Source organism: Terrimicrobium sacchariphilum (genome assembly GCF_001613545.1).
In the GTDB taxonomy this organism is placed as follows: domain Bacteria; phylum Verrucomicrobiota; class Verrucomicrobiia; order Chthoniobacterales; family Terrimicrobiaceae; genus Terrimicrobium; species Terrimicrobium sacchariphilum.
In genome coordinates this window covers 2,762,307-2,776,182 of record NZ_BDCO01000002.1, presented here as the reverse complement: position 1 = coordinate 2,776,182, position 13,876 = coordinate 2,762,307, and the positions used below count along the sequence as shown (strand labels likewise).

The following is a 13,876-nucleotide window of genomic DNA, read 5'->3' as shown; positions in this document are numbered from 1 at the left end:
AAAATGGGAGATCGCCCTCTGAAAATCGCAAATAACCTTGTCGTGGAAGGCATTCTTCGAGAATGCTCCATGGCTTATCTTTTTGCAGCCATCAGGAGCCTCGCGTCGAACTAACCATGCCTGCCAGCGCCCAAATCATTCGCCGGATCATAGTCAGCGCCACCTGCAAGGGAGGCGTTGGACGTACTTTTTTCCTCGTGAATCTCGCCGACTGGTATGCCGAGATCGAGCAGGAGTGCGCTTTTTTTGATTCCGATGTCTATAATGGCACGCTGACTCGCTTCCTGCCGGATTCGCGCTTCCTGCCGCTCGACAACCCCGACGAGGCGGTGCGCGAGTTGAGCGAGGTGCTCGACGACAGCGAGGTGGTGGGCTGGGATGCCCTGGGCGCATTGAAGGGGTATTACCCGGATTTTCTCGACGAGACCTTTGTCCAGAACAAGGACCGCTTTTCCGAGCATCGGGTCACGATGATCCTCATGATCGAGGAGGACAAGGACACCGTATTCCAGGCCGGGGAGCTGGCCAAGCGCCTCGGCGACCAGGTGGACTGGCTCGTGGTGAAGAACCACAAGACTTGCTCAACCTCGGAAATTTACGACAACAGCAAGGCCCGGCAGGAACTCCTGCGCCTCGGCGCGGTGGAGATCACCATGGAGCGCGTGCCGTGGAGCTTGCTGGCCACCATCCAAAAGACCAGCCGCGGACTTTCCTCCCTCGTGCTGGATGAGTCGCTGCCCTTCCTTGAAAGGCAGCGGTTGCGGACATTTCAAAAGAGATTCTTCGAGCAGCTGGAGTCTGCTCGGGCTCTCTTGGTGCCTACCCGGCTGGCCATGACAGCGCCTGTCCACAAGGCGGGCAAGCCGGCAACGTCTGCGCGCCCTCGCGTGGCTCCTGAGGAAGTTTGATGAGCGGTTCCCGGGCGCTTTCCAAAATCCCTACTCGCAACCACACCAAACGCTTGGTGATGGTTGCCATTGACAAGGGCGGGGTGGGCAAATCCTTCTTCTGCGTGCGCCTCGTCGAGTGGCTCGGCATGCATGGGGTGAACTTCTCCGCGTTCGATCCCGACTACAGCAACAGCACGCTCACCCGATTTTATCCCAGCGCAAAGTTCCTCGACATCCGCCATAGCGAGAATCTCGACCAGATCGTCGAATCCTTCGACAGCAGCGACCTCATCATCGTCGATGGTGTCGGTGCGCACCAGAGCATCTTCCTCGACTGGATGGAGGAGACCGACCTGCTCAATGTGAAGCAGCAACTCGGCCTTTCCGTCACGCTCGTGCTCATCATCGAGTCCGACAAGGACACCGTCCATCAGGCGGGTGAGGCGGCGAAACGCGCGGGCAAACTCGTGGACTGGCTCGTCGTCAAGAACCAGAAGATGTCGAACACCATGCGCATCTACGACAATAGCCAGGCCCGGCAGACCCTGCTTGCCAACGGCGCCATCGAGGTCGAGATGCCCAAGCTCCAACCCCACCTCGCCGAGGTCCTGCAGGGCCGCTCGATGACCATCGACAAGGCGCTGGAAAGCCCGGAGGTGAACCTTCTGGACCGCCAGCGGCTTATTGACTTCTCCCGGAACTGGTTTGCGCAGCTCGATAACGCCAAGAAAATCCTTTTGCCATGATAGAAAATCCGGAAATCCGCGCCAAAATCCTCGATTGGCAGAAACGCTACAACATTCAGGATGGTGATCCCGCGATTGCCTTGCTGGAGCTGATTGAATTCATCGGCCCCATGCGGGGTTCGGCGGCCCCTGCGGAGGCAGGAGAGTACAGGGCTGCGCCCGTATCGGCAGCACCCATCTCCGCCAACGTGGATGTCTCCAGTGAGTCGCTGGCCGAGGCGATGAAAACCGCGCTGCTGCCCGTCATTGAGCGCATGTCGTACCAGGCCCAGGAGATGCAGCAGAAGCTCGAGCACATCGACTTCGACAAGTTCGTCAAGCAGATCGAGGCCTACCACGAGGGCATCGACTACTGCACCAAGAAGCTCGACGTGGTGAAGAAGGAGACCGATGCGCTCGTCATTCGCGTGGACAAGGTCGGCTCGCAGATCAAGCCGATCACCCGCGGGGCAGTGGTTACCCTGTGCATTTTCTTTGCGGTGCTTGGCGCGATCGTGTCGCGACTGCTCGTTTTGTAATCAGGTACGGATAGTCGATACGAGCGGATGGCGAAAAAGAAATCCCAACAGCGCGGCCCGGAGGACCTCGGACAGAAGCTCCTGAGCCGCATCGAAAAGAGCCCGGTCACCCAGCTCGTGCTGGCGGCTCTCTTCGTCGCCGGGATCATCGCCTGCGCGGCCAGTATCACGACGAAGACCCAGATCGCGGTGGCCGTGTCGGCCATCGTCGTCTTCCTCGCCCTAAAGCGCTTCAACAACATTGAGACGATTCGCGTCCTTTACCTCATCCTCGCGGCGTTTCTCTCGGTTGACTACTTCTACTGGCGGACCTTCACCACTCTGGGATTCAACGATCTGCTGAGCTTCTCGTGCGCGATGATCCTGTATCTCGCCGAGCTCTACGGGTTCGTCGTCTATATCCTCAGTATCTTCGTCAACATCGATCCGCTCGACCGCAGGCCGATCCCGCTTTCCAAGGAGGCCGATGCCAAGCCCCCTACGGTCGACGTGATGATCCCGTCGTACAACGAGGATTCGGAACTCCTTGAGGTCACGCTGCTCTCCGCGCTCCAGATGGATTACCCAAAGGATCGCTTCCATGTTTACCTGCTGGATGATGGCGGTACCGACCAGCGCTGCAACTCGCCCGATCCCGTCCTGGCGGAAAAGGCAAAGAAGCGCCGCGTCGAGCTGCAGGCTCTCTGCGCCAAGGTGGGTGCCAACTATCTCACTCGCGAAAAGAACGTTCACGCCAAGGCTGGTAACATCAACAGCGCACTCCAGCAGACTCATGGCGACCTCATCATGATCCTTGATGCGGACCATGCGCCGACGGCGGACTTTCTGCAAAACACTGTCGGGTGGTTCATCAAGGACCCGAAGATGTTCCTCGTCCAGACGCCGCACTTCTTCATCAATCCCGATCCGATCGAGAAAAATCTCCAGACCTTCACCCAGATGCCGAGTGAGAACGAGATGTTCTACCGCGTCATTCAGCGGGGACTCGATTACTGGAATGCCGCCTTCTTCTGCGGTTCTGCCGCCGTGCTCCGGCGCAAATACATCATGGAGATTGGCGGCATCAGTGGCGACACCATCACTGAGGACGCCGAGACCGCGCTCACCATGCATGCCCGCGGGTACAACAGCGCCTACATCGCCAAGCCCATGATCTCGGGCCTGCAGCCGGAGACGCTCGGCGGCTTCATCGGGCAGCGCGTCCGTTGGGCGCAAGGCATGCTCCAGATCTTCCTCCTGAAGAATCCACTCGTCCTGCCGGGCCTCACGCTGCCGCAGCGACTGTGCTACTTCAGCAGCGGCTTCTTCTGGTTCTTCGCCTACGCGCGTCTCGTCTTCCTGCTCGCGCCGATGTGCTTCCTTTTCTTCGGCCTGAAGATCTACAACGCAAACTTCGTCGACTTCGCCGCGTACTGTCTGCCCCACCTGTTTGCGGTGTTCATGGTCTCCGACTTCCTTTTTGGCCATGTCCGATGGTCCTTCGTCTCCGAGCTCTATGAGCTCATGCAGTCGGTCTACACTTTCCCGGCCATGCTCAAGGTGCTGATGAATCCGCGCGCACCGACCTTCAACGTGACGGCCAAGGGCGAAACGCTTACGCAGGATTTCATCAGCCCTCTGGCCAGGCCGTTTTACCTCTTCCTCCTGCTCAACCTTGTCGCCATCGGCTTTGGTGCTGGCCGGCTCGTCTGGGGCAATATTGGCGACCGCTTTCCGACCACGATCACGATGTGCTGGGCGGCATTCAATGTCTTCATTCTCCTCGCCGCCATGGGCGCGCTCCTCGAGCGAAGACAGCGGCGTGCCTCGCCCCGCATGCCTGCCAATATTCCCGCCCGTGTACGGGTGGGGGACAAGTCGTACGTCGCCACGATCACCGACCTTTCCATCAGCGGCGCAAGCATCCAGATCGATGCTGCCTATGAGACCATCTTCCGCACGGATACCAAGGCCGACTTCATTGTCCAGGGTAACAATGCCCTCTCCGGCGAGCCGTTCCATTTCGTGGTGCGCAATGCCCGTAGCGAGGGTTCGCTGACCAATCTCGGTGTCCAGTTCCAGCACAAGGACCTGGAGGAACTGAAGCGCAAGGTGCTCCTTGTCAATGGAAGCAGCGACCGTTGGATCAGCTTCCAGACAAATCGCGAAAAGCGGCTCGGCGTCACGCGCAGCGCGTTCTTCCTCATGAGCTGCGGCATCCGGTTCTCGATCGAGCACTTCGCCCACCTGATGATTGAATCCAATGTCCGCCAACCCTCGCCCGCCTATCATGCGGGAGGCCGATCTTCGAACTAGCTGCCCTATGAAAGATATGATGCGCCACCTCCACCTGCCGCAGAGTCTGCTCCTCGCTCTGGCCGTTCTGGTCAGTTCGATCGCGCCCATGTCCGCGCAGCAGCAAGCTGTCGCCGCTCCCACGGTCGCTCCTGCCGCACTGGCGCTGCCGACTCCGGGATCGTCGGTCTTTCAGCGTACGGCTCCAGCCGGTGCCGCCAAGCTCCCGCTGCCCGAGCGCACGACTCCGCGTGAGGAGACGATGCGCCTGCCCATTCGCAAGCTCATCGCGCTCGACTCGCCCCTCATGCTTCGCAATGCCTCGAGCATCTATACGATCTTTGTCCCCGTCAGCGCTCGACTGAAGTTCAAATCCTGCACGCTGAATCTCGATTTCACCAACTCGATCGCTCTGCTCACCGAGCGTTCCGTCCTCCGCGTGGTGGTGAACGATGTCATCGTCGCCCAGTACCGGCTCGACCGCAACCGGCCCTTCAACTCCGTGGAGATGGGCATCCCGCTGGAACTGCTCAAGACCGGATTCAACCGCCTCCAGTTTATCGTCGCCCAGCACTACACGAACCAGTGCGAAGACCCAGGCGCTCCTGAGCTTTTCACCGAAATCAATCCCGACACCTCTTACCTCTCTGCCGTGGCCGAGTGGCGGGATGTCCCTCAGCGCCTCTCCTATCTCCGCTGGTGGGTGGATGAGAAGCTGTGGAATCCCTACCAGTTCAACGTCTGCTTCCCGGGTTCTAGCCAGATGACTGACCTCCAGCTCGCCTGGGGCGGCATCGTGACCCAGGGCGTCGCACTCGCGCTGAACTATCAGCCCTTCCGCGTCATGACGGCCAATGCCCTGCGTGCTGGCATGGACAATATCGTGATCGGCACGATGACGGAGCTTTCCGGCTATCTCACCGCAACGGAGATTGGATCAGTCAATGGCAGCTTCCTTGCGATCAAGGCCCTGCCGGGTGATCCCACGCATTGCATGATCATCATCAGTGGTCGCGACGAGCGGGAGGTCAGCCAGACCGCGCTGGCCTTTGGTCTGGTGAACTATCCGTTGCCCGACTCGCAGTACGCCATCGTCGATCAGCTCACCCTGCCGCAGGAGCCTGCCTATATCCGCAACGCTCCCTTGCAGATGCCGGGCATATACAGCTTCCGCCAGCTCGGGTACAAGCAGCAGACGATCCGCGGCTGGAACGCAGGCGGCTATTCCGTGCCGATTTACATGCCCGGCGACATCTCCAAGGATGATGGCGCCAATGCCGAACTCCGCCTGCATTTCACCTACGGCGCTGCGTTCCGTGATGACTCGGTTTTCAACGTCTTCGTCAATGGCCAGTTCCAGAAGGCCATCCGCCTGCGTGACCCGAATGGCTCGATGCACTCCGATCATCGCCTGTATCTGCCGATGATCTCCTTCCAGCCTGGGCGCAACGTGGTGGAGCTCACTCCCGTAATGGTGCCGCTCGTGACCGGCAAGTGCCAGATGATCCAGGAGGAGAATCTGGTGTTCACCCTCTACGACGATTCTCTCTTTGTCTTTCCGCGCGCTCTGCGCAAGTGCCGCCTTCCGAGCCTGGGACTCTTCTCCCAGACGGCTTTCCCGTACTCTGGCTCGCCGGACGGTGCGGAAACAGCGCTCTTTGTCGCCGGTCGCGATATGGAGACCGTCACCGCCGCCTGGACGCTTCTCGGCAAGATGTCCCAGATCTCCGGTGCTCTCCTCCATCGCCTCGAGGTCGGCTTCAAGCCCCCGGGCCGCAACATCCGCAAAAACCTCCTCGTAGTCGGCGCTCGCGACCAGATCCCCGAGGATATCGTCGCCCGCGCCCCGGTCTCTCCTTTGCAAGTGGGCAAGATGCGCTACCTCGTGAGCGTCAGCCCCAAGCCGGAGCGTCTCGCTACCTCGCCGATCGAGGAGTTCGTGGAAAAGATCCGCGGCACGCCTTCGGAGAAAGCGGAGCCGGAACCTCCGAAGACCGCCGAGATGACGATGGCTGCCGACATGATCGAGGATACGGTCGCCGTGCAATTTGAGTCGCCCACCGCCGTCGGCTACCCGATCACCATCGTGACAGCGGGCAGCGCTACCAACCTGCTTTCCGGCATGAATGCCCTGCAGGACCGCAGCGTATGGGACAACCTCGCGGGCGACCTCGCGGTTTGGAACTCCCAGCCGGATTCTCTCGCCGTGGCCAAGGTGGGACCCGACTTCATCTACAAGTCGACCTCCGTCGTCACCCGCGTCGGCACCAACATGCAGCAGAGCCCATGGCTCTTTGCCCCGATCCTTATCATTCTCATCCTGCTGATCGCTCTCGGCGTGCGCACTGTGCTGCGGCGTCGCGGTGAGAAGCTCGGAGCGGAAGACAATGAATCCGATGCCTGATGAGAGCGAAATGGGCGGTCATCCTCAGCCTTAGTGCGATTTTCGCACTCGTCTTCGGCTTCAAGCTGACCTCCTTCGTGCTGGATTTTCTCAACCCCTACGGACTGCGCAAGGCCGACTGGGAGATCTACCAGCGAAACTTCATCAGTGCCGACGGCCGCGTCATCGACACTGGCAACGAGAATGTCAGCCATAGCGAAGGGCAGGGGTATGGCCTTGTCATTGCCGCGGCCTATCAGGACCGTGCAGCCTTTGACCGCATCTGGAACTGGACCCAGCAAAACCTCCAGGTACGCCCCTCCGACAAGCTCCTCGCCTGGCAGTGGAAGCCCGGAGCCAAGCCGATCGAGGATCAAAACGGCACGCCGTTGCCTGGAGCTGACCATGGCGGCGCAGTTACAGATACCAACAACGCCAGCGACGGCGACCTCCTCGTAGCCTGGGCGCTCATTCGTGCCTCCAAGGTTTGGAATGACTACAAGTACCAGCAGGCCGCCGCCCAGATCCTGGTGGACCTCGCCCGTCTTGATCTCAAGGACTACGAGGGCAAGACGATCCTCCTGCCCGGCACCGATGGTTTCTGGGCGGATGATGGAGCCACGCTGAATCCCTCGTACTACATTTTTCCCGCTCTGGATGAGATAGCTGCGGCCTTCCCCGGCACGCCCTGGACCAAGGTCGCCGCCGACGGAAGATCGCTTGTCGAAAAGGGGGCTTTCGGTAAATGGAAGCTCACCCCGGACTGGCTCTTCGCCACGGGGAGTGAGCTCCAGATATCTACCAAGTTCCCACCCGATTTTGGCTACAATGCCGTTCGTGTGCCGCTCCACCTTGCCTGGGCGCAAAAAAACTCGCCATTGCTGGTATCCTTTGCCGACTTTTGGAAGCCTCTGCTCCCGGATCACATGCCCGCGACGGTAAATCTGAAAGACGATTCTTTTGGACCCTATCCGGCGTTGCCTGGGATGAAGTCAATAGCCGCCTACACCATCGCCTGCGCGTCCAAAGGGAGCTTGACAGTTCGGGCGCTTCCTGCGGTAACGAAGGAGGAGCCGTACTTCTCTGCCAGCCTTTCCATCCTGACCAAGATCGCAGTCCGTGAGTCCTTTGCGACCAAATAGATACAACACCAGAGTTATTGCCTCAGGCGCTATGCGTCTGGTTGCATTGAGCATTTCCGTTCTCGCATTCGAGAAGACGGTCGCTCAGCCGTTTTTTGGTGAGCAGCCGCCGCCGGATATCAGCGCTCCGGCTCCCACCAGCACGCCGTCCCTTTTCGTTCCCGTCAGGCCCGGAGCCCCGACTCCGACCCCGGTGCCGACTCCGGCCGCAGCTGCGACGCCGACGATGTTTATCCCGAGCGACCTGCCAGCCCCGGCGGTACAGGCGACGGGCGAGACGGTGGACATCATTCCGCAGGCCATCCCGGTGGCAAAGCCGGTGACCAGGGCTCAGCCGACTCCCACTCCGGTGAGACGCACGTCGCCCACGCCGCAGACTCTTTCCACGGCGCAGATCAGCCAGCTTGCCAACGAAGCGAGCACCACAAGGAGTTCCGCCACGGCGACCCAACTCGGTTGGGCGTACTTCAACCGCAACGAATATTCCTCCGCCGGCATGTGGTTCAACCAGGCTCTCGAGTGGAACTCCAGCTCCGGCGAGGCGGCCTATGGTCTGGCGCTCTCCAAATTCCGGGAAGGGGATCTCTCCTCGGCGGAAGCCATCGCCAATTTCCGCGTCAACAGCTATCCCAAGATGAAGACGCTGCTAGGAGACATTTACTCCCGACGGGGTACCGAGGCTTACGAGAACAAGCAGTACGACGACAGCCTTCAGTACTTCAACAAGGCGGGCGCCATGCGTCCCCTCAGTCGCAATGAGCAGATCATTGTCGCGTGGGATCTTTACTACACCAAGCAATACGAGCAGTCAGCCGAGCTTTTCCAGAAGCTCTATCGCAACTCGCCTGACCGCGTTTCCGCTCAAGGCGCCTACGCCGCATATTCCAAGACCAAGGCCTACGACAAGCTCGATACACTCTCGGGCGCGGGTGGCCCGCTCCGCGACATGTACTACACGTACGACGCAAAGAGCTACATGTCCGCCAACCTCTTCCGCGCCGCCGCCGACTCAGGTGGGGCAAAGGTTTACCCCGTGCTGCAAAACCTGAACAAGCCGAGCATTGCCGCAGGCTTCGGGTATCGCACGAAGTCGGGTTCCGCGGGCGAGGGCCAGTTGGAGGTCGTTACATTTCCAGTCATTCAGGCCCAGGTGTTTCCGGCCAACAAGTTTATGCTCAGCGCAGCTCTCACGCACCTGAGCCTGAACAGCGGCGACCTGCCCAATGGCGCTCAGGTCGGCACTCCGCCGCCGGTTTACACACCCTATAATTATCAGCCGACCACGAGCGAAGACGACCTCTGGGAGTTCAATGTCCGCCTGGAGTATCAGGACTGGATCAGCTGGTACATTCAGCTCGGTACCACGCCGATCAATGGTCCGCTCCAGAGTCGCCCGACTGGCAGCGCTGGCCTCATCTGGCGCAGCAACAGCGGCTACGTCCAGGGTGAAATTTATTCCAAGTCGATCAAGGAAAGCATGCTCTCCTGGGTTGGTATCGTCGATCCGTATACGGGCAATCAATGGGGCCGAGTGCAGGAGACCGGTGGCAACCTCCAGTTCTTCCACTCCGTCGGCGAGGACAATACGATCTACCTCAAGGGAGGTTACGGCACGATCGACGGCACGAATGTCGAGGACAACACCCACCTTTACGGTACAGCCGCCTTTGCTCACCTGCTCGACATGCCGGGCTACGAGTACTTCACCATCGGCTTCGCCCTGTCCTACGAGCAGTTCGATAATAACCAGAACCACTTCACCTATGGTAACGGCGGTTACTTCAGCCCGCAGTACCTCCTGCAGGGTGTCATCCAGGCCCAGTTCCTCACCGAGGAAGGCAAGCGCTGGCTCGCCGCCGGCAGCGTCGGCGCAGGTATTCAGAACAACAAGCAGGACGCCTCTCCGTATTTCCCGCTGGACGACGACGGCCAGGAGTTTGACTCGCAGGAGTCGACCACTGGTATCGGCCTCATCCAGCTCCAGGGCGGTTACCTGATCGATCCCAACTGGATGATCGGCGGCAGTCTGAACTACAACATCACGGCGGATTACAACGAAGGCGGCATCTACATCTGGGGTCGCTACTTCTTTGATCGCCGCAAGGGCCTCCTCCGTACCGACCTGATCGGCTTCGACCTCTTCCAATAGTCGCCACTGCGAGCTCATCGGAATAGGCGGGGCTGGGTTCGGCGCCCTCAGGAGGCGCACGGCAGGCAAGCCCAAGGGTTCGCTCACCGTTCCGGCATTGCAGAGACGCCCGTTGCACGGGCGATCGCATGATACTCAGGGCAGACGGGATGAATCTGCGACCACCGCTCGCGGAGGCGCTTCCACCGATCAGCTCAACATCGGTATTCGGACCATGCTAATGAGGAGCGAGCTTGAGGCCGATCACGCCGAGCAGGATCAGGGAGATGCAGGCCAGCTTGAGCGGAGACAGTGTGTCACCGAGCAATAGCGAACCGCAAAGAAACGTCCCTGCCGCTCCGAGTCCCGTCCAGATCGCATAGGCCGTCCCGATGGGCAGCGAGCGCGCAGCCATGCCGAGCAGTGAGATGCTTAGCAGGAGGCAGAGGAAGGTGATGGTCGAGGCGAGCGGACGCCGGAACCCATCGCTATACTTCAGGCCGACGGCCCAGCCGATTTCAAAAAATGCCGCGAGTGTCAGGTATACCCAGTTCATAAGATTTATGATCCGGGCCGTCCCGTGTGCGGTTCAGGAGAGGTCGTCCTCTCAAGGGCGGAAGGTAGCTTTTCTCCGCCTCGGGGTCAAATCGATTCCCCTCTGTGTGAGTCAGCGACCCTCTGCGGGCAGCAGGAGAGTTGCTGCCTTGTCGAGCGTTTCCTGCCATTCGGCCTCCGGTTCGGAATCAGCCACGATCCCGGCTCCAGAGTGAAAACTGCCGCGTCCATTTTCAAAGACCGCCGTGCGGATGGCGATGGAGAATTGACTCTCCCCGTTGTAGCCGAAGTACCCGATTGCACCTGTGTAGATGCCTCGAGGGTGCGGTTCGAGTTCCGCAATGATCTCCAGAGCTCGCTTTTTGGGTGCACCCGAGATCGAGCCGCCGGGGAAACACTCCCGTAGCGCGGCTGGCTGGCTGACATCCTCGCGCAGGATCCCATGCACGGTCGAGACGAGGTGATGCACGTGCTGAAAGCTCTCGAGCTTGAGCAGTTCCGGCACGCTCACGCTGCCGTAGTCGCAGACCCGTCCGAGATCGTTGCGCTCAAGGTCTGTGATCATGACAAGCTCGGCGATTTCCTTGGGAGAGGTAAGCAGGTCGTAAGCGTTGCGCTGGTCGAGCTGCTGATCCATGCGGCGAGGCCGGGTGCCTTTGATCGGGCGGGTGATGATGCGCCTCCCGTTCATACGCAGGAAACACTCGGGCGAGGCGGAGACGACCTGGCAATCTCCCAGATCGAGAAAGGCGGAGTAGGGGGCGGGGGAGTGATGGCGCAGGGATTCGTAATACTCCCATGGGTCCCCGGCAAAATCGCACTCAAGAGCCTGCGCCAGGCAGACCTGATAAATATCGCCCGCAGCGATGTAGTCCTTGGCCCGGGTCACCATCGAGACAAACTCGTCGCGCCCGATCAGGTGCCGCCACTCGGGACGAGAGAACCCAGTGGGGGTGAAAGTCTCCTCTGCCGGCGGATTGGTCAGCCAGACCCCCCGACCATGGTGATAGATCGATGGCTGGTCATAGAATCCAAAGCGATAGCTGCCATCAAACCCGACCCAGCCAATGGCGGCGCCGGTCGGTATCCCGAGGTCAGCAGATGGAGCGGCCCGCCGGGAGAGTTCCGCCTCAAAATCGGACCACGACTCCAGATTTCCTGACATTACCAGATCGGGTTCCGCTGCCAGGAGCGAAAACGACTGGGGACCGGGCATGCCATCCTCAAGGCACACAAAACCGCTTTTCGAACGCAGCGCGCGCGCCGCATCGATGAGGTCCGGGGTCTCGATTTTGGGATTTTCGACAGCCACACGAAGAAAATCTCCCAAAGAGAGGGCTGCGTCCATGTTCTTCTGCTTGAGTATCGGCTTGTACGCAGATTAAGCTCCGGGTTTTCCCGATGTCGTCCATGCTCCGCATCCTTTTTGTGCTGCTGCTTTCCTGTGCTGCGGCGATCTGCCAGGAAGCCGCGTCTCCGTCGGCTACTCCCGAGCCGACCGCAACCCCGGTAGAGCAGGCGTCACCCACGCCCGCTCCCGAGTCCACGCCCGCTGCAGCGGTGGAGGCGACTCCCGCCGCTATCCCGGAGGCTACGGCTTCGGCGAGTCCCGAGGCGACACCTGCCGCCAGTCCGGAGGCATCTCCGGCAGCCTCGGCGGAGTCCTCCCCGACACCGGAATCATCTCCCGCTCCGGAGTCCTCACCTGCACCTGAAGCTTCACCCGCCGCAGAAGCCTCTCCGTCTCCGGCTGCCTCGACCGACACCATTCCGCTCGAGGGACAAACCGCAGCCCCCACGGGTGGCGCTCCTCTCGATACCCAGGATCTCGCACCGCCGCTCCCGACCGCTCCCATGCCGGATGCGGCCTTTACCGATCCCAATGCCATCATTCCGGATTCCGGTCCCGTGCCCCCGAGCATGCCCAAGGTGGCGGAGAACACTCAATCCAAGACCCGCGACCTGCTCGTTCGCTACCGCGATGTACGCATCCAGGCCGACAAGGATCCCCAGGTGCTCGCCATGTACAAAAAGTCGACCGTCGCCAAGACCGACGAGGACAAGCGGGCGGCCCTACGCGAGTACTACCGTCTCCTCTTCCAAAAGATGATCGATATCGACAGCTCCCTGACAGTCCGTTGTCGGGGAATGGAGGCAGCCTATCTCCGCCGACTTGCCCAGGAGAGGCTTGAGCCGACCATACCGCTCAACCCGCCTCCGACTCCGGAGCCTCTCACCCGCTAAAGAAAGTCAGGCCGTGTTCTCCGAATTTATGTTAGATCGCACTCCCGAGATGAAAATCTTCACTGGCACGGCCCATCCCCGCCTTGCCCAGGATATCTGCAACTACCTCGGGGTGCCGCTTTGCGACGCGACTGTCAGCACCTTCCCGGATGGCGAGACCTTCGTAAAGATTAACGAAAACATCCGCGGACGTGACGTATTCATCGTCCAGCCGACCTGTCCGCCGACGAACCAGAACCTGATGGAGCTTCTCATCATGGTCGATGCCGCCCGCCGCGCCAGCGCCGCCCGCATCACGGTAGTCATCCCGTTTTTCGGGTACGCCCGTCAGGATCGCAAGGACCAGCCGCGCGTTCCCATCACGGCCAAGCTCGTCGCCAATCTCATCGCCGCCGCCGGTGTGCACCGTGTCCTGACCATGGATCTGCACGCGCAGCAGCTCCAGGGCTTCTTCGATATCCCGGTGGACCATCTCTACGCTTTACCGGTGATGATGAACTACTTGCAGGAGCTCGGCCTCACCGATCTCGTCGTTGTTTCGCCCGACGTCGGGGGGGTAAAGATGGCCTCAGCGTATGCCCAAACCCTCGGCGCCGGTCTCGCTATCGTGGTCAAGCGCCGTAAGAGCGCCTCGGAAACCGAAGCCATCACCGTCATCGGTGAGGTCGAGGGCAAGAACGTCATGATCGTCGACGATCTCACCGAAACGGCGGGAACCTTGATCGGCGCGGCAAAAATCCTGCAGAGTTACGGTGCGCGCAATATTTATGCTGGTGTTTCGCACGCAGTCTTGACAGATTTGGCGGTTGAGCGATTGAAGAGCTCAGAAATCAAGGAGTTGATCACCACCGACAGTGTGCCTGTGCGAGCGGATTCAGACGCCCGCGTCAAGGTCCTGTCGGTAGCTGCGTTGCTCGGTGAGGGCATTCGACGCATTCACGATGATGAATCGGTGAGCTCGCTCTTTGAGATTAAACACCCGAAGAACCCTTAGTA

At 60.2% G+C, this 13,876-nt stretch carries 11 protein-coding genes; 9 read left to right on the top strand and 2 right to left on the bottom strand.

The window, feature by feature from the left end; translation table 11 throughout:
• The first annotated feature begins 116 nt into the window (after window positions 1-116).
• Genes TSACC_RS13030 through TSACC_RS13000 form a run of 7 tightly spaced genes read left to right on the top strand, consistent with a single transcriptional unit; the run spans window position 117 to window position 10,102 of the window.
• Window positions 117-908 (top strand): P-loop NTPase family protein, encoded by a 792-nt coding sequence (locus TSACC_RS13030; protein ID WP_075079698.1) that lies wholly within the window; start codon window positions 117-119, stop codon window positions 906-908.
• Window positions 908-1,636, top strand: coding sequence for a P-loop NTPase family protein (locus TSACC_RS13025; protein ID WP_075079697.1), 729 nt, complete (start codon window positions 908-910; stop codon window positions 1,634-1,636). The genes TSACC_RS13030 and TSACC_RS13025 overlap by 1 nt, the downstream gene beginning before the upstream one ends.
• Window positions 1,633-2,154, top strand: coding sequence for a hypothetical protein (locus TSACC_RS13020; protein WP_075079696.1), 522 nt, complete (start codon window positions 1,633-1,635; stop codon window positions 2,152-2,154). The genes TSACC_RS13025 and TSACC_RS13020 overlap by 4 nt, the downstream gene beginning before the upstream one ends.
• Before the next feature lie 27 nt (window positions 2,155-2,181).
• The gene (gene bcsA / locus TSACC_RS13015) at window positions 2,182-4,449 is read left to right on the top strand and encodes a UDP-forming cellulose synthase catalytic subunit (protein WP_075079695.1); all 2,268 of its coding nucleotides are present in this window, start codon (window positions 2,182-2,184) and stop codon (window positions 4,447-4,449) included.
• Window positions 4,450-4,465: 16 nt separating this feature from the next.
• Complete coding sequence (locus TSACC_RS13010; RefSeq protein WP_075079694.1) at window positions 4,466-6,832, top strand: cellulose biosynthesis cyclic di-GMP-binding regulatory protein BcsB; 2,367 nt, start codon at window positions 4,466-4,468, stop codon at window positions 6,830-6,832.
• On the top strand, window positions 6,832-7,953 hold the full coding sequence (locus TSACC_RS13005) for a family 8 glycosyl hydrolase (RefSeq protein WP_084400439.1): 1,122 nt from the start codon (window positions 6,832-6,834) through the stop codon (window positions 7,951-7,953). Before TSACC_RS13010 ends, TSACC_RS13005 begins: the two co-directional genes overlap by 1 nt.
• Window positions 7,954-7,984: 31 nt before the next feature.
• Window positions 7,985-10,102, top strand: a complete 2,118-nt coding sequence (locus tag TSACC_RS13000; RefSeq protein WP_075079693.1) for a cellulose synthase subunit BcsC-related outer membrane protein — start codon at window positions 7,985-7,987, stop codon at window positions 10,100-10,102.
• 217 nt (window positions 10,103-10,319) lie between these two features.
• On the opposite strand, the gene TSACC_RS12995 is transcribed toward TSACC_RS13000, so the two are convergent.
• Window positions 10,320-10,637 (bottom strand): DMT family transporter, encoded by a 318-nt coding sequence (locus tag TSACC_RS12995; RefSeq protein ID WP_075079692.1) that lies wholly within the window; start codon window positions 10,635-10,637, stop codon window positions 10,320-10,322.
• A gap of 111 nt (window positions 10,638-10,748) precedes the next feature.
• The gene (gene pabB / locus TSACC_RS12990; RefSeq protein WP_202815966.1) at window positions 10,749-11,948 is read right to left on the bottom strand and encodes an aminodeoxychorismate synthase component I; all 1,200 of its coding nucleotides are present in this window, start codon (window positions 11,946-11,948) and stop codon (window positions 10,749-10,751) included.
• Window positions 11,949-12,046: 98 nt separating this feature from the next.
• Here pabB and TSACC_RS12985 point away from each other — a divergent pair, with 98 nt between their 5' ends.
• Both TSACC_RS12985 and TSACC_RS12980 read left to right on the top strand, forming a co-directional pair.
• Window positions 12,047-12,880: a hypothetical protein gene (locus TSACC_RS12985; protein WP_153811414.1), complete on the top strand. Its 834-nt coding sequence runs from the start codon at window positions 12,047-12,049 to the stop codon at window positions 12,878-12,880.
• A 28-nt stretch (window positions 12,881-12,908) separates the two neighbouring features.
• Complete coding sequence (locus TSACC_RS12980) at window positions 12,909-13,874, top strand: ribose-phosphate diphosphokinase (RefSeq protein WP_084400438.1); 966 nt, start codon at window positions 12,909-12,911, stop codon at window positions 13,872-13,874.
• Window positions 13,875-13,876: the final 2 nt, after the last annotated feature.

Excerpts from the sequence above, each read along its gene's own strand:
- TSACC_RS13025 (WP_075079697.1), top strand. The coding sequence starts at position 908 with ATGAGCGGTTCCCGGGCGCTTTCCAAAATCCCTACTCGCAACCACACC.
- TSACC_RS13010 (WP_075079694.1), top strand. The coding sequence starts at position 4,466 with ATGATGCGCCACCTCCACCTGCCGCAGAGTCTGCTCCTCGCTCTGGCC.
- TSACC_RS13020 (WP_075079696.1), top strand. The coding sequence starts at position 1,633 with ATGATAGAAAATCCGGAAATCCGCGCCAAAATCCTCGATTGGCAGAAA.
- TSACC_RS12995 (WP_075079692.1), bottom strand. The coding sequence starts at position 10,637 with ATGAACTGGGTATACCTGACACTCGCGGCATTTTTTGAAATCGGCTGG.
- TSACC_RS13005 (WP_084400439.1), top strand. The coding sequence starts at position 6,832 with ATGAGAGCGAAATGGGCGGTCATCCTCAGCCTTAGTGCGATTTTCGCA.
- TSACC_RS12980 (WP_084400438.1), top strand. The coding sequence starts at position 12,909 with ATGTTAGATCGCACTCCCGAGATGAAAATCTTCACTGGCACGGCCCAT.
- TSACC_RS12985 (WP_153811414.1), top strand. The coding sequence starts at position 12,047 with ATGCTCCGCATCCTTTTTGTGCTGCTGCTTTCCTGTGCTGCGGCGATC.
- TSACC_RS13030 (WP_075079698.1), top strand. The coding sequence starts at position 117 with ATGCCTGCCAGCGCCCAAATCATTCGCCGGATCATAGTCAGCGCCACC.
- bcsA (WP_075079695.1), top strand. The coding sequence starts at position 2,182 with ATGGCGAAAAAGAAATCCCAACAGCGCGGCCCGGAGGACCTCGGACAG.
- TSACC_RS13000 (WP_075079693.1), top strand. The coding sequence starts at position 7,985 with ATGCGTCTGGTTGCATTGAGCATTTCCGTTCTCGCATTCGAGAAGACG.